The 16,290-nt window shown below is 37.6% G+C and carries 15 protein-coding genes and 1 pseudogene; 12 read left to right on the top strand and 4 right to left on the bottom strand.

The annotated features are described in order from the left end of the window. The first annotated feature begins 24 nt into the window (after positions 1 to 24). Positions 25 to 1,575 (top strand): ATP-binding protein, encoded by a 1,551-nt coding sequence (locus QUG14_RS06815; protein WP_289339765.1) that lies wholly within the window; start codon positions 25 to 27, stop codon positions 1,573 to 1,575. Between the two features lie 45 nt (positions 1,576 to 1,620). On the opposite strand, the gene QUG14_RS06810 is transcribed toward QUG14_RS06815, so the two are convergent. Next, on the bottom strand, positions 1,621 to 2,415 hold the full coding sequence (locus QUG14_RS06810) for a TIGR00266 family protein (RefSeq protein ID WP_289339764.1): 795 nt from the start codon (positions 2,413 to 2,415) through the stop codon (positions 1,621 to 1,623). A gap of 528 nt (positions 2,416 to 2,943) precedes the next feature. On the opposite strand from QUG14_RS06810, the pseudogene QUG14_RS06805 reads away from it, so the two are divergent. From QUG14_RS06805 to QUG14_RS06775, 7 genes and pseudogenes are all read left to right on the top strand, one after another. Continuing rightward, positions 2,944 to 4,690: pseudogene (locus tag QUG14_RS06805) on the top strand (SulP family inorganic anion transporter). A gap of 22 nt (positions 4,691 to 4,712) precedes the next feature. Continuing rightward, positions 4,713 to 5,069 (top strand): ArsR/SmtB family transcription factor, encoded by a 357-nt coding sequence (locus QUG14_RS06800; protein WP_289339763.1) that lies wholly within the window; start codon positions 4,713 to 4,715, stop codon positions 5,067 to 5,069. Between the two features lie 332 nt (positions 5,070 to 5,401). Then, the gene (locus QUG14_RS06795; RefSeq protein ID WP_289339762.1) at positions 5,402 to 6,553 is read left to right on the top strand and encodes a TIGR04190 family B12-binding domain/radical SAM domain protein; all 1,152 of its coding nucleotides are present in this window, start codon (positions 5,402 to 5,404) and stop codon (positions 6,551 to 6,553) included. Between the two features lie 196 nt (positions 6,554 to 6,749). Continuing rightward, entirely contained in the window at positions 6,750 to 7,226 is a 477-nt protein-coding gene (locus QUG14_RS06790; protein WP_289339761.1) for a hypothetical protein, read from the top strand. A 240-nt stretch (positions 7,227 to 7,466) separates the two neighbouring features. Then, a complete protein-coding gene (locus tag QUG14_RS06785) occupies positions 7,467 to 7,667 on the top strand; it encodes a cold-shock protein (protein WP_007083969.1) in 201 nt (66 codons plus the stop codon). A gap of 179 nt (positions 7,668 to 7,846) precedes the next feature. Beyond that, on the top strand, positions 7,847 to 8,992 hold the full coding sequence (locus QUG14_RS06780; RefSeq protein WP_289339760.1) for an exonuclease SbcCD subunit D: 1,146 nt from the start codon (positions 7,847 to 7,849) through the stop codon (positions 8,990 to 8,992). Next, on the top strand, positions 8,989 to 12,126 hold the full coding sequence (locus QUG14_RS06775) for an AAA family ATPase (protein ID WP_289339759.1): 3,138 nt from the start codon (positions 8,989 to 8,991) through the stop codon (positions 12,124 to 12,126). The genes QUG14_RS06780 and QUG14_RS06775 overlap by 4 nt, the downstream gene beginning before the upstream one ends. Positions 12,127 to 12,661: 535 nt before the next feature. Here the strand turns inward: QUG14_RS06775 and QUG14_RS06770 are convergent. Continuing rightward, the gene (locus QUG14_RS06770; RefSeq protein ID WP_289339758.1) at positions 12,662 to 12,979 is read right to left on the bottom strand and encodes an antibiotic biosynthesis monooxygenase; all 318 of its coding nucleotides are present in this window, start codon (positions 12,977 to 12,979) and stop codon (positions 12,662 to 12,664) included. Between the two features lie 101 nt (positions 12,980 to 13,080). Here QUG14_RS06770 and QUG14_RS06765 point away from each other — a divergent pair, with 101 nt between their 5' ends. The 3 genes from QUG14_RS06765 to QUG14_RS06755 all read left to right on the top strand — a co-directional run bounded on the left by QUG14_RS06765 (position 13,081) and on the right by QUG14_RS06755 (position 14,863). Beyond that, the gene (locus QUG14_RS06765; RefSeq protein ID WP_289339757.1) at positions 13,081 to 13,821 is read left to right on the top strand and encodes a YwaF family protein; all 741 of its coding nucleotides are present in this window, start codon (positions 13,081 to 13,083) and stop codon (positions 13,819 to 13,821) included. 81 nt (positions 13,822 to 13,902) lie between these two features. Next, entirely contained in the window at positions 13,903 to 14,391 is a 489-nt protein-coding gene (locus QUG14_RS06760) for a hypothetical protein (RefSeq protein ID WP_289339756.1), read from the top strand. Next, the gene (locus QUG14_RS06755) at positions 14,378 to 14,863 is read left to right on the top strand and encodes a hypothetical protein (RefSeq protein ID WP_289339755.1); all 486 of its coding nucleotides are present in this window, start codon (positions 14,378 to 14,380) and stop codon (positions 14,861 to 14,863) included. The genes QUG14_RS06760 and QUG14_RS06755 overlap by 14 nt, the downstream gene beginning before the upstream one ends. A gap of 24 nt (positions 14,864 to 14,887) precedes the next feature. Here QUG14_RS06755 and QUG14_RS06750 read toward each other — a convergent pair whose 3' ends face one another. After that, on the bottom strand, positions 14,888 to 15,112 hold the full coding sequence (locus tag QUG14_RS06750) for a hypothetical protein (RefSeq protein WP_289339754.1): 225 nt from the start codon (positions 15,110 to 15,112) through the stop codon (positions 14,888 to 14,890). Continuing rightward, positions 15,112 to 15,303, bottom strand: a complete 192-nt coding sequence (locus tag QUG14_RS06745; RefSeq protein WP_289339753.1) for a hypothetical protein — start codon at positions 15,301 to 15,303, stop codon at positions 15,112 to 15,114. The genes QUG14_RS06750 and QUG14_RS06745 overlap by 1 nt, the downstream gene beginning before the upstream one ends. Before the next feature lie 159 nt (positions 15,304 to 15,462). On the opposite strand from QUG14_RS06745, the gene coaW reads away from it, so the two are divergent. Beyond that, positions 15,463 to 16,269, top strand: coding sequence for a type II pantothenate kinase (gene coaW / locus QUG14_RS06740; protein WP_289339752.1), 807 nt, complete (start codon positions 15,463 to 15,465; stop codon positions 16,267 to 16,269). The last annotated feature ends 21 nt before the right edge of the window (positions 16,270 to 16,290 follow it).

The raw sequence follows: 16,290 nt of genomic DNA, 5'->3' as shown, positions 1-16,290 counted from the left end.
TCAATTAGGAGAGGACTTGTTACGTTGAAAGTATTAAATTCCATTCCATGTCAAAGTGAAAAGCATCTAACACAATTGGCTTCAGTTGGCCAAATTGCAGCAGGGATTGCTCATGAAGTCCGGAATCCATTAACGGCCGTTAAAGGATTTTTGCAATTACTAGAGCATGAAAGTAATCCTGAGTACATTAACATAGCTCAGTTAGAATTAGAAAATGCGTTATCAACACTGAATGATCTTCTTCAAGTTTCTAAACCAGACCAGGAAGATGAGCAACCACAATCAATCCTAATTGCAGTTGAAATGGAATCAATCTTGAATCTATTTCAAGATAAAATATATGATATTCGAGTTAATACAAGTTATTATGATACAAATACACCGATTTATGGTAAAAAAAATCAGTTTAAAAAGGCATTTTTTAATCTAATTAAAAATGCATTAGAATCTATGAATGAATCTGGTTCATTAACGATCAGCCATTTTGTCGAGGGAAATGAAGTAGTGGTATGTATAGAAGATACGGGAGAAGGAATTCCTAATGAGAAATTATCCTTATTGGGTACACCTTTTTTTTCAACCAAGGAGCTTGGTACAGGGATGGGTTTAACCCAAGTGTTTTCGACTGTGTATCAGCATGGTGGAAGAATAAATGTTGAGAGTGAAGTAAATCAAGGAACAAAATTTACCTTAAGAATCCCTGTTCGAAATGAGCTGAAAAATAGAGGTGTAAAAAAGTTGAATTTAAGCTATGAAGAAACTTTATCCATAAAGGAATATTTTCTTGCTAATAAAGATATTTTTGAGGATAGACTTCTAGAAGAAGCGATAAACGTGAAAGATAAAATTGATGAGATACATAGAATTGGTAATATTAATCTATTAAACAACGCACATAAACTCGTGCTACTGATAGTAGAGGAACGTGAACATGAATTAATCTCTTTCGCAAAGCAGGAAGGGGTGGCTTGGGCTAAATATTCATTAACCATTGCATTTAAATTAGAGTGGATACAAGCAATCAGAAGAACAGTGTGGGATTTCCTCTATAATTTTGATATTAATAAAAATAATGATCATTCTTCGGAGTTTTATTTTACTTTGGAAAAAAACATCAATCGGCAATTTGACCAATTTTTGAATTCTTTTTTTATCCAATATAGCAAGTACAAAGATGAATTGTTAGATGCACAGAGAAAACTTCTAGAGAATCTTTCTGTTCCGATCATTCCAATCTCACGCGATATCAGCATTTTACCGTTAATTGGTGCAATAGATCGTTTTAGGGCTAGTACGATTGAAGATAAATTAATTACCGAAATAGGTAATTCACATATTCATACCTTAATATTAGATCTTTCCGGTGCTGCGGTGAATGAGATCGAAGTTATCCAACATATCATTCGTGTTATTAATGGTGTTTCCATGATGGGGTGTAAGACGGTAATTACTGGACTTAGGCCAGAAATTGTTAAACTCGTTATTAACTCGGGGATTACCTTTGAGCACGTTGCTGAGTTAAAGGGAACCCTGCAGGTCGCCCTTTCTGATTACCTAGGGGAAAATAAGCTCTAATAGTAAAAAGGGCAGAATGGATTCTGCCCTTTTCGGATTCCGATGTTAATCGCCATTGAACATATCAAAAATGCCTCTTGCGATGCTGCCTTCATCTTTTCCTCCGCCACGGTGTGGTGCAGCTGCAAATACGCGGCTTGCAAGTCGGCTAAATGGCAGGGATTGAATCCATACCGAACCAGGACCTCTTAGTGTTGCAAAAAATAATCCTTCGCCACCAAAAAGTGCAGTCTTAACTCCTTTGACCATTTCGATATTATAATCGACTCCACTGGTCATTGCCACTAAACAGCCGGTATCGACTCTCAATGTCTGACCGGGAAGGAGTTCTTTTTTTGTAATTGTTCCCCCAGCGTGAACAAATGCAAGTCCATCGCCTTCAAGCTTTTGCATGATGAATCCTTCACCGCCAAAGAACCCAGCACCAATCTTTCGTTGAAATTCGATTCCAACAGAAACACCTTTTGCAGCCGCCAGAAAAGCATCCTTTTGACAAATGATTTTTCCACCTAACTCACTTAAGTCCATTGGAATGATCTTACCAGGGTACGGTGAGGCAAAGGAAACATGTTTTTTGCCTTGTCCTTGGTTAGTAAAGGCAGTCATGAACAAGCTTTCTCCTGTAATCACTCGTTTCCCGGCGCTGAATAATTTGCCCATCAGACCGCTGCCACCAGAATTACCAGATCCATCTCCAAAAATCGTCTCCATATGTATGTCTTCTTCCATCATCATAAAGCTTCCTGCTTCAGCGATAACTGTTTCCTGAGGATCGAGTTCAACTTCAACGAACTGCATATCGTCGCCATAAATTTTGTAATCAATATCATGGTTATTCATCTTTTTCCCTCCTCCTACTTTATAAATCTATTTTAATGGATATAGGGAAAAAGTTCCAATTTTATACGGAGTAAACAAGTAACTGAAAGGTTCATGATGACCAAAATCGAAGGGAAAACGAAAAAGTGGTAACCATGAAAGGTTCATGATGCCCATAATCGTTGGGAAAACGAAAAAGTGGTAACCATGATGCGTTCATGATGACCGAAATCGTGGAAAAAACGAAAAAGTGGTAACCATGAAGAAATCATGTTGACCGAAATCGAAGGAGTAGAAAAACATAAAAAGACGCCTGCATATAGCAGGCGTCTTTGCGTATTGAGGCGAAAAACCACACTCCACATAGTGTGCTCCATAAGGAATGTTTCTCGACTTACACAACTCAGCTCATCGCTCAATTAATATAACACAGAGACAGGAGACATTACAACTGGAAAATTTTTAAAAACAAATATCTTGATTATTACTCCTTATTCCTCTATATTCAAATAATCAGATATACAAATTTAAAAGATAAGAAGGGGTCATATGTTTCGTGACAAAAGATTCCAACAGTATTCCTTACGTAATGTACCAAAAGATGTCCTATCAGGACTCATTGTCGGTGTAATTGCCATACCACTTGGGATGGCCTTCGCGATTGCTTCAGGGGTTAAGCCGGAATATGGAATCTACACAACAATTGTTGCCGGAATCCTCATCTCCTTATTTGGAGGGTCGAAGTATCAAATTGGCGGACCAACAGGGGCGTTCATTCCAATCTTGTTTGGAATCGTTATGACGTACGGATATGAAAATCTTTTAATTGCAGGCTTTTTAGCCGGGATCATGCTGCTTTTAATGGGGATATTCAAACTGGGATCTTTAATAAAATACATTCCAAGACCAGTAACCATTGGATTCACCACGGGGATAGCGATTACCATTTTCACCGGACAAATTGCTAGTTTCCTAGGGTTGACAGGAATTGAGAAACACGAAGAATTTACCAAAAATATAAACGAAATTATTATCAATATGGGTACTGTTAACCTGTTAAGCATTTTCACAGCAGTAATATGTTTAGCAACCATTATCATGACCCCTAAGATTGCTCCCAAGGTCCCAGGCCCACTAATTGGTTTAGTCGTTTCAACCATAATTGCAACCTTGCTGTATCCGGGGCAAGTTGCAACGATTGGAAGTGCTTATGGACAGATTCCAAGTTCATTGCCACAGCTTCAGATACCTGCCCTGAGTATTGAAATGATTATTACTCTATTAAAACCTGCTTTTATCATTGCGATGCTTGGCGGTATTGAATCCTTACTTTCAGCAGTCGTGGCAGACGGCATGACCAATAGTAAACATAACAGCAACAAGGAACTTATCGGTCAAGGGATTGCCAATATGATTACACCACTATTTGGTGGAATACCAGCAACTGGGGCCATCGCCAGAACAGCCACGAATATAAAAAATGGAGCAGTATCCCCGTTATCTGGGATCATTCATGGAATAGTAGTATTGCTAGTATTAATGTTTTTCGCACCATTCGCATCCTATATTCCGCTGGCAAGCATGTCACCAATATTAATGGTGGTAGCTTGGAATATGAGTGAGCGGAAAGTTTTTGCGCATATTTTAAACAAAATCGACGGATTCACTAGTTTTAGTGGTGACCTTTTTATTAAAGGTATTTGTTAATCTAACAACGGCCGTAGAAGTCGGGTTAGTGCTGGCGGCGATACTATTTACCAAGAGAATGAGTGATTTGATGATCACTGCAAAGGCATTGCCAAACCTGCAGCATAAACATGCCAAGGTTGAGACTCAAATCGTTTCTGATTCGCATGATTGTCCACAGGTAAGTATATATAACGTGGAAGGTCCATTATTCTTTGGAGCAGCACAAACATTTGAAACCTCGATTATGAATACGATAAACTATCGTCCTAAGATTCTCTTATTACGGATGAGCAGGGTGCCATTTATGGATACAACAGGTGAAGCCAATCTGGCTAGTATTGTGTCCCATTTTCCAAAAAGTGGTATAGTGATTATATCGGGGATAAACGAACAGCCTAAAAAAGTTATGGTAAGCACTGGTATATATGACGTGATTGGTCAAGATCATTTCTTTGAGCATACAGGTGATGCGATTCAGTTTGCATTATCTGAACTTGATCGCAATAAATGTCTTGGCTGTATGCACTTCGCGTTTAAAGAATATAAGAAGCTTTCAGCTTCAGAAGTAATCGAGACAAGCAAACAGAAGCTCTCGGCTACTTACTAGCATGAATTAGGATGTGAATGGGTTGAATCTTGAAATGCAGCAATTTAAGGCGGAATTTTTCAAAGCACTTGCGCACCCTTTGAGGATTCGCATTTTGGAACTGTTAGCAGAAGGGGATAAGAGTGTTAATGAAATTCAAACACTTGTTGGCAGTGAAGGCTCCGCTGTTTCGCAGCAGTTAACGATATTACGAGCAAAGAATATTGTCACTGGTACCAAGGAAGGGAATAAAGTTATTTATACACTAAAAGATCCAATGATTGTCGAACTGCTAGCCGTAGCTCGCCAGATCTTTAACAATCACTTAGTAAATACGATTACTATATTAGATAAGTTTAGAGACGAGGATGAAGAAGTAGTCACCATGCCGAAGAAATAACCTTTCTTCGGCAATTTTTATACTTAAAAGAATCAATCTTCGAGAATTGATAACTGTCTAGCTGCAGCGCCTAGGGGCTCGGGGTCATAAGCCAATCCGTCAAGAAGGTTAAAGAACAACCTTCTCGCCAGCTCGTCTTATGCCTGTCGCCCATGGGCACCAAGGAAAGCTTCTAAGAATATTCCTCGCAGGAACAAGCTGTGCTTGTTCCGAAGGCGCTTCCGCTTTTCTCTTAAAAATCAATTAATTGTAATATTTGAACCAACTTTTCCCTTCTTTCTTATATTACTATTAAGATATAAACAAATATCTTAAATTTAGGAAGTGATCAAATGATTTACGACTTGGTACTGCTGCATCCGCCAACAGTTTACGATTTCAGAAAAGAAATGCTATTTACCGGTCCAATCAGCGATGTGGTTCCATCTTCACCTGTTTTTGAAATGTACCCGGTTGGTTTAACTAGTATCGGGGATTATCTTGAAAGATTTGGATTAAAAGTGAAGATTATTAATATCGCCAATCGCATGCTATTAAATCCAAATTTTGATGTTGAAAAAAAAATCAAGAATATTAAAGCAAAGGCGTTTGGAATTGATCTTCACTGGCTGCCGCATGCACATGGAAGTGTGGAGTTAGCCAAAATCGTAAAGAAATACCATCCAGAGACTCCAGTGATGTTTGGGGGTCTATCCAGCACGTACTTCCATAAGGAATTAATCGAATATCCCTGGATTGATTTTATAGTACGTGGTGATACCACTGAGAAATTAATCCTTATGCTGCTGAACAAGTTAGAGAAAAAAGATGTAACCGGATTTGCGGATATTCCAAACCTAACATGGAAGCGAAATAATCAATATTTCTATAATGAGATTACTTATGTACCTGATAGTCTCGATGAATTTAATTTACCAGGTTATCGGTATATCATAGGTTCGGTCTTCAAATATTTTAATCTATTAGACCCACTGCCATATAAGGGCTGGCTGCGTTATCCAAACACAGCAATATTAACCTCAAAAGGGTGTAACTATAACTGTTTAATCTGCGGCGGTTCCAGAGATGCTTACGAGCTAAACTGTAATCGGAAGAAGCTGGTGATGCGATCTCCGCAAAAAATGTTAGAAGATATTGCGCTTATACAAAGATTTACAAGAGCACCTATTTTTCTATTAAATGATATTAGACAAGGCGGCAAGGAATATGTTGATGAGTTCCTTGATGGCTTATCTAAAATGAAGCTTAAGAATGAGCTAGTTTTTGAATTGTTTAATTATGCAGATGAGAGGTTTTTTGAAAGATTAAATAAAGCAATACCAAAATACAGTATCGAACTTACCCTTGAATCCGCGGATGAAGATATTCGCAAATATAACGGAAAGCTGCCATGTACAAATGCGAAAGTAATCGAAATGCTCCAATTCGCATTAAAACAAGGCTGTGCGAAAGTTGATTTGTTTTTTCATGACGGGTATCCCTAATCAAACATACGAAAGTGCGATGAGAAATGTCGATTTTTGTGAAAACATTCACAAATAATGCGGCGAAGCTTCCAATATTTCGTATTTTGTAGCACCACTTTCTCCATTCCTGGATCCTGGCAGCCCTGCGTTTGAAAATCCAGATAAATATGGTTATAAAAAGTTCTGTCATAAACTTGAAGACTTCCGAGAGGCTATGAAACAACCATCTTGGAAGAATATGCTAAGCTATGAAACAAACAGCATGACAAGAGAGGAAATTGTTAAGGCAACATATGACTCAGCATTGAAGTTAAATGAGTTTAAATACAAGAATCATATAATTGTTAAGGATGTTCATGATGAAGTTCGGTTGAAAATTGAAAAGTCAGTTGAGTTCCTAAGCAGACTTGATGCACTTGAGCTCCTGCCAGCTGATGAAAAACAAAAGGAGCTTTCGATCATAAAAAATGAAGTGGATCAGATTAATCGCCATAGTATTTGCGGTGAAAATGAACTGAAATGGGAAGTCAAAAAGCTTTTTGCGAACTTCCCGTCCCTCACGTATATTGGTCTAGAATTACTGCTTAAAGACGTCATAAAAGATCTCAAATGTAAATTTGGTAAAATAGACAGAAATCAGGTAATGGTGACTGAAGCTAGCAGCCATAAAAGCCAAAATACGGGATTGTAAACCTAGTGGAATAGCGTTTCCAGCCCCGAATTTTGTGGGCTTTTGTCTATAGTGTTTTATTGACAGTACAGCTAAAAAATGTTAAATTTTAGACAGCCGTTGCACGAGATTAGATTTATGTTACAAAGCTTGTTCAAGTTTTAACTGAAGTTTGGATAAGAAAGTGGAAGTAAAGCTATCACGTTGTAATTTGGTGAAATTTACACATGGCTTGTCTAGCCAATAGGAGGATTTTTTTACATGAAAAACGGTAAAGTAAAATGGTTTAACTCTGAAAAAGGTTTCGGATTTATCGAAGCTGAAGACGGAAACGACGTATTTGTTCACTATTCCGCTATCCAAACTGAAGGTTTCAAAACTTTAGAAGAAGGTCAAGAAGTATCTTTCGAAGTTGTTGAAGGTGCTCGTGGACCACAAGCTGCTAACGTAACTAAAAAGTAATTTATGAAACCAACTATTTAACAGCCCGACCATTGTGTCGGGCTGTTTTTTGTGATTAATAGTCTTTTATAAAATCTATAGCCAGTATTACCTTTTATTTCTTAGTTTTCCAATCTCACAAATGTTGGTATTTTGCTATAATAGTATTTATGAATGAAATAAAGATGGGGTGAAAATTAATGAAATTTATCCATACTGCTGACTGGCATTTAGGTAAATTAGTGCATGGTGTTTATATGACAGAAAACCAACGGGAAGCACTTAATCAATTTATTGATATTGTTGCCGAAGAAAAGCCCGATGCAGTCGTAATTGCGGGAGATTTGTATGACCGTTCTGTACCGCCAACCGATGCGGTTGAATTATTAGATGAAATTCTATTTAGAATCAATGTAGAGCTTGGGATACCGGTTGTTGCGATAGCTGGAAACCATGATAGCGCAGAAAGACTGTCTTTTGGGAGCTCGTGGTATAAGCATAGCCAATTTTATTTATCTGGAAAACTGACAAACAGCTTTACACCAGTCCATGTTAACGGAGTGAATTTCTACCTAGTCCCCTTTGCCGAACCTGGAATTGTTCGCCAACTCCTTGAGGATGAATCGATTCATTCTCATCAAGATGCGATGAAAGCTGTAGTAGGTAAAATAGAGGAAAACTTAAATTACAATGAACCGAACGTGTTCGTAGGACATGCTTTTGTTTTGGGCGGACAAACATCTGACTCTGAACGTGTCTTATCGGTTGGGGGATCTGGCTGTGTCGGAGCAGAACTTTTCGAGCCTTTCTCTTATACTGCTCTTGGTCATCTCCACAGTCCTGATGCAATCAAACATAACAAAGTGAAATATTCAGGATCTCTTTTAAAGTATTCCTTTTCTGAAGCAAAGCAAAATAAATCTATTTCGATTATCGAAATGGATGAAAAGGGAAATTTTTCTCATCGCTATCGCTCATTGACCCCGACACATGACATGCGTGAACTTGAGGGACATTTAGAGGAGTTACTAGATCCTTTCTTTTATGAAAAACAAAGATTACATGATTATTTAAAAATAACCTTGCATGATGAAGGCGCACTTCTTGATCCAATAAATAAATTACGTCAGGTATATCCGAATGTACTTCATCTTGAACGGAAGATAGATATTACAGACTTAAAGAAAAAGCAGTCATTTACTAGTACCCAAAATGAGAAAAAGTCAGAGTTAGATTTGTTTGAGCAATTTTATACCGAAATGACAACCTCTGAGTTTACTGCTGATAAAAAAGAAGCAATGGCAGACGTGATTGAAAAAGTGTTACGTGAGGAGGGAGACCGATGAAACCATTAAAACTGACCATGCAGGCATTTGGACCTTACGCCGGGGTAGAAACAATTGACTTTACACAGCTGGGTAATCGTACAATGTTTGTGATTTCTGGGAAAACAGGGGCAGGTAAGACCACTATTTTTGATGCGATTAGTTATGCAATCTATGGAAAAGCAAGCGGTGAGGACCGCAATGGTCCAGAACTTCGCAGCCAATTTGCGAAAGCAGATTTGGTAACAGAGGTTTCACTCGATTTCTCCATTCGGAACAAAGTTTATTCGATTACCCGACTGCCACAACAGCCAAAAAAGAAGGAAAAAGGCGATGGTTTTACTACATTACCTGCCAGGGCGGAATTATACAGCTGGGATGAGAACGGTGAGAAGAAAATTATTGCCTCAAAGATAAATGATGTTGAGGAAAAGGTTAAAGAAATTATGCTGATTGACAGTAATCAATTTCGCCAAATTTTAATGATCCCTCAAGGTGAATTTCGTAAGCTGTTAACATCTGATAGTAAAGATAAGGAAGTAATCTTACAGCGATTATTCCATACACAAATTTATAAAATGGTGGAAGAAAAATTGAAGGTTGAAGCCACTGAGTTAAAGAATTCTGTTGAGCTTCAGGTTCAAGCAAGAAATGAGGCCATTCGCCGAATCCAAGCTGTTACAAATGAAGAACTGAAAGGTTATTTGGAAGCAGACAGTGTAAATGATGTAATTATGATGCCGTTATTACAGGAAGAAATAAGCGGCATGGCCGATATGATTGAAACACTTGTTAGTACCTTGAAAGATAAGGAAAAGGAACAAGATGATTTTAAAGCAAAGCTATTCGAAGCTGAAACGATTGTAAAACAAATCCAAACGAGAGATGCGTTAAAAGGGGAAAAAATCAAGCTTGAATCACAAGCAGACATTTTCACTGAAAAAGAAAAACAGGTTCAACTAGCTCATAAGGCAGCACTTTTGGCGCAACAAGAAGAGCTATGCCATCGTCTAAAGCGCGAAATGGACCAGCTTAAGGGCAATGTCACTTCAATCCAAAGTGAAATGGAAAAATTAGATGTTCTTGCAAAGCAGTATGACCAACAATTGCAAGCAGAGCTTGAGCGTGAAGGAGAGCGGAAAAAAGCAGTAGATGTCATCAACCAGCTTATTTCTATGAAGGATGACGTTTATTCCTTTTCTGCATTAGTAAAAGAGTCTGAAGTGGTGCAATCCTCATTAAAGGAAGCAAAAGAAAAACATGCAGCCTCTGAAAAAAATCTCAAGGCCTTGGAAGAGCGTATGAAAACCCTGCTCGACAAAAAGACGGAAATTGAAAAGGGCCAATTAACTTTTATAGAAAATGAACGTCTGATTGAAAAAATGCAGTCTGAACTAGACAGGCTGGAAAAATATGAACTTTACCTTGGCCGTTATAAAAAGACAGTACAAGATCTTAATTTGAAGTCCGGAAAATTCGAAAATATAGCTGCTAGGTATTCAGATGCCAAGGAACTTGTAGAAGACCTCGAGAACCAATGGCTGCATGGACAAGCGTCACTATTAGCGACACGGCTTACAAACGGTGAAGCATGCCCGGTATGTGGTTCCGAACATCATCCAGCTCCCGTTTCATTGAATGAAAAGCACATTCCTAATGAAGAGGACTTAAAATCTGCAAAGCAGCAGGCGGCTCATTTGGAAAAAGAAAAATCAGCAGCGGAATCTGCGTTTTTTGAAATTCAATCGATTGAAAAAATACAACGTGAAAACTGTGAAGACATATTAAAAGAAATCCGCACCCATCGTGTTGATTTTAATGAAAACAATTCACATGTAATTAAAACGGAGGTTCTTTCTACAAGAAATCAACTCCAAAAGACTCAAAAAACGCTGGTTGAACAAATCAAATTGCTTGATACAATCAAAAGTGAAATAGAGAAAAGTGAGTCGGATAAAGCAGTATTACAAATGGCTATTCAGAAGTTTACTGGAGATGTAAACGAGTTAACCGTATTGTTTACTGAGAAGAATACGAATCTTAAGAGAATGATGAATGTTATTCCAGAGAATCTTCGCACCGAATCGGCCTATGAAAAGACTTTAACAGCTTCCAAAAAACATCACGAATTGTTAGTAAAAAGATTGGAAGAGGCACAGCAGCTTTTACAGGCAGTGAAAGAAAAACAATCTGCGGAATCAGCAAGATTCCAAGATGCGGTGAAGCACCATTCCATTAAACAAAACGAGCTTAATACAGAAAAGGAAATCTTTGTTTCTAAATTAGCAGAACAAGGTTTTGAAAACTATGGCGAATATCATTCCTCTAAAAAAAGTGAAGGTGAAATTCAAAATCTCGAAGGTCAAATTCGGAATTATCGTGAGGAATACCGATCCGTTTCAGATCGTTTGAAGGAATTGACTAAGCTTTTAGCAGATGTGAAAACACCTGATGTAGCTGGGATAAGAGCTTCATTAGAGAAACTTGCTGATGAGATTACCGAACTCACAAACCAGCGGACAGACCTTTTTGTTAAAAAGCGAGACAATGAAGAAATTTATAAAAAAGTTGAAAAATTGAATGAGCAGATGAAAGTATTGGAGGATCGATACAATCTAATTGGTGAACTCCATAACATCGCAAGAGGTCAAAATACGTACAAAATAACATTTGAACGGTATGTCCTCGCAGCCTTCTTAGATGATATATTACGGGAGGCCAACGTGAGACTAAGGAAAATGACGGCTGGGCGGTTTGAACTCCTAAGGAAAACCGACCGTTCTAAAGGGAATGTTCAAAGTGGTTTAGAACTTCTCGTTTATGATCAATATACGGGACAGGAGCGCCATGTTAAAACATTATCTGGTGGGGAGAGCTTTAAGGCATCACTTTCATTAGCGCTCGGGCTTGCAGATGTTGTTCAAAACTATGCAGGCGGAGTTTCATTAGAGACGATGTTCATTGATGAAGGCTTTGGAACACTTGACCCTGAATCACTGGACCAAGCAATTGAAGCCTTAATGGACATCCAGAGCAGCGGACGCTTAGTTGGAATTATCTCTCACGTTCCAGAGTTGAAAGAAAGAATTGATATTAGACTAGAAGTCATCGCCGGACAAACCGGAAGCAGGACGGAATTTATCTTTACAAACTAATAGGTAAGTTATTTGAGTGACCGAATCCTGATTTGACATGGCTTCACGGTCACTCAAGCAGGTTCTGAGTGACCGAAACTGAGAAATGGTAATGTTTATGTTCACTCAAGCGGGTCCTGAGTGACCGAAAAGGAAAAATAGTAATATTCATGGTCACTCAAGCGGGTTCTGAGTGACCGAAACTGAGAAATGGTAATGTTTATGGTCACTCAAGCGGGTTCTGAGTGACCGAAAAGGAAAAATAGTAATATTCATGGTCACTCAAGCGGGTTCTGAGTGACCGAAACTGAGAAATGGTAATGTTTATGGTCACTCAAGCGGGTTCTGAGTGACCGAAACTGAGAAATGGTAATGTTTATGGTCACTCAAGCGGGTCCTGAGTGACCGAAAAGGAAAAATAGTAATATTCATGGTCACTCAAGCAGGTTCTGGGTGACCGAAAATCAAAAATAGTAATATTCGTGGTCACTCAAAAAAAACACGCGAGTTCATTTAGAATCTCTCGTGTTTTTTTGTACTCATTAAATTACTAAACCTAAATAGCTTTGAAATTTGGAAAAGGATATTGCGCTTCAGCAAGGGACGATAGATTTGTGAGTTCAGCTAAAGCACCAATTTGATTCCAAACTGACATTACTTTGTCTGATTGATGTGCCTTGTCAATGGCCTCACTAGACTTCCATTCGGCTATTTCAATAATTGTTCCGTCTTCAGCTTGCAGTGTTAATAATTCACGTTCGGTTATCAAGCCCTCTTCGCGAAGGACGGGGATATGTACTTTTAGAATATCTCTTAATTCATTTTCTTTTCCAGGCTTCGGACGATACAGAGCCATAAAAACTAATGCAGACATGAAATAGCCTCCTAAATTTTATAGTAATGATGATAACGGGAAATAATATATGAAGTCAACATATCGATAATTATAATAGACACATTAACAACGGTGATGAAATGGAAAGATATTTTCAGGCTGATGGCGGAGATTTATTTATTTTATTTTCATTAACACATTGGATGACATTACTTGTTTTACTTGGAATTATTGTCTTAATCTTTCTATTTCGAAGAGTTCTGAGGGAGCAGCCTCTAAATTCGATTGTTAGGTCAGGATTAGCAGCAATTTTAATCATTTCGGAAATTAGTCTGCATGCGTGGCTTTGGAGTATAGAGGAGTGGACTATTCAATATTCACTACCGTTCCATTTAAGCAGTATTTCCATCCTATTATCTGCTGCATTACTGCTTACTAAGAGTTATAGTCTCTTTGAATTTACTTATTTTGCAGGTGTTGGCAGTGCATTGCAGGCAATGATTACCCCTGATTTAAGTTCTTACACATTTCCACATTTTCGTTATGTTCACTTTTTTATCTCGCATGGTGGAATAGTTGTAGCAAACATGTTTATTGTATTTGTTGAAAAATATAGACCGATAGCAAAGAGTGTTTGGAAAGCCTTTTTGTACCTTAACCTCTATACTTTCTATGTGTTTTTACTAAATTATTTTATTGAAGGAAACTATATGTATATTTCCGAAAAGCCTACAAACCCATCCATTTTAGATTATTTAGGACCATGGCCTTTGTATCTTATACCATTAGAGATGATTGCATTAATAACTTTTATGTTATTGTATTTGCCATTTGGTTTATTTGATATAGTTGAAAAAACGAAGAATCACAATGATTCTTAGGGTAACATGAATGATTTGGAATATATAGTTTAAGCTAACTAAGAGGATAAAATGGCTGCTTTATATTAGGAGAGAAGATATATGATTGTAACCTTTTACTTTTTTATTAGCTGGATGCTTATCGGGCTATTTTTATTTAATAGAATTCATCAGCATGCCTCGGTTAAAGAGGTTACTCTTCTAATTTTGCTAAGCTGTCTCATTAATACTCATACCTATGTTGGATTATTTGACACGTTTAAGTGGATGAAGACCACTACGGATACGAAGTTATTTATTGCTGTTCTTATATATAAGAATATAGCTGTCCCATTAATGGTATCCATCTTTACTTTAATGATTAGTCGAAGTCGCTGGAACAAAAAAATACTTTACTTCATTCTATTCAACTTATTTATCTGTTCGTTAGATCTAATAAACGTATCCCAAGGCCTGTACTCCTTTAAACAATGGAATCATATTTATACCTTCTTATATTTTTCGATTTTTTTGTTCGGTCTATTATTTACCTTGAAATGGTATAGGGGGCTGGATTCATGGTCGAGGGGTGAAAGCAATGTCGTGGACTGAGACAGGATTTGGTTTTAATGATTATTGTCTTCTCGGACTTATCATTATCACTTGGGGTATTTTTTTCTATCTTCCAAAACTATTTTCTAAACAATTCACAGTTCTTATCTTTCTTTATAGTTTAACATTCCCGAGTATAATAGATAATTCTTTCGGGGTAACTCCTTTTGATTTTTATGATATTATGGATGGTCCAAAATATACAGGAATGGATCTCGTAGTGTATCTCCTATATCTTCCTTATGGCTATATTTTCCTTTATTTTTATAAAAAACTCTGTACAAGTGATAAATACATTATTCTATATATATCCATAGCGACAATTATTTCATTTTGCTTTGAATGGATAAATCATAAAATAGGGATTTTTCATTATAAGCATGGATATCAAATTATTTACTCCATTTGTTTTTATCTTATAAGTCAAACCATTCTTATAGTGTATTACCGCGTGGTTGAATTAAAGCGTTAAAAAAACCAGAAAAGATTCTGGTTTTTAGTTTGGATTATTTTGTTCTAAGTAAGTTGTCAGCTCTTTAAGATTATTTGATTGATAGATTACACCAGCCTGGTCAAAGAGAATATATGCTGGTTCTGCCTTGATTTTCAACTCAGGATATGCAGTCTGAGCCATTTCAAGCTCAGGTAAGCTTAATATATCATTTACTTTTTCGGTAATCTTTTTGTTATTTTCAATGGGGGCATCCTGATCCCCAATCACTAAAGTGCATAGGATTGTTCGCTCTGAGACAATAAATTTGGATAGGGGAATGTGGTGTTAGTATTCGTATTTGTAGTTGCTTTCTGTTCTTTTTGTTCTGTTGATGGCTTTGTTTCTTCTTTTGGTTCAGCATTCTGACATCCCACTAACAATGTCAAACCTAATTTAACTGGCCAAGATATTCTTTTCATTGAAATCTTCCTTTGTTGTAAAAGTACTTTTATTCACCATAGCACATTAATAGATAGTAGGAATGGAATGAATGTGGAGGTTTGGTGAAATGAAAGCAGGATAATAATGATGATTGTCAAATAAGTAATTAAACTAGTCATTTTGAAGGGGTGGGGAGGATGGAGCGGAACACTGCAGGAATTGATGCTGGCGGTTCATTAATCAAAATGGTTTATCAGGAAAATGAGAGAATGCACTTTAAAAAATTTCCCATAAATGAACAGGATTCAGCCATTTCATGGCTAAAACTGTCTGTGCCTTCCTTAAGAGTTTCTTTAACTGGTGGAAAATCCACTGTCATCCAAAAGAAGTATTTCCCCGAGAGTATGATCATTCCTGAGTTCCAAGCAACCTGTGAGGGTACACGTTTTTTACTAACAGCAGAAAATAAGACTATAGGGGAAAACTATTTAATTGTAAACATTGGAACCGGAACCTCTTGGCATGTTGTGAAAGGCGACAAGGTAGATCGGATACTTGGGAGCGGAATGGGCGGAGGGACGTTTACAGGTCTTGGATCACTTTTATCAAAAGTACGGGGCTACCGTCAACTTACCGTCCTTGCGGAAGAAGGAAATAAAGGACATGTTGATATGTTAGTAAAAGACATTTATGAATCAGCTGAAAGTCCCGTTAATGGAGAATTAACCGCGGCAAACTTTGCAAAGGGTATTCGACTTAACCCTACAGAAGCAGACCGGCTGGCTTCACTTTCCAATATGATCGCAGAAACGATTGTGTTGTTAACGTCACAGGCAGCAACGATCCATCAGGTTAAAAGTGCTGTCATCGTCGGAAGTGCCATTGTTGGTAATCATCCATTAAGACAGGCTCTTGAGTTTTATATGAATATGGTAGGAGTAACAGCAGTGTTTTTAGGAAAAGGAGAATACAGCGGAGCAATCGGAGCCTATTTGTCTGTCTAAAAATGTTCTCTTGAACTATAT

It is taken from the genome of Neobacillus sp. CF12 (genome assembly GCF_030348765.1).
Taxonomy (GTDB): Bacteria; Bacillota; Bacilli; order Bacillales; family Cytobacillaceae; genus Neobacillus.
This window is presented reverse-complemented; position numbering and strand designations above follow the sequence as displayed.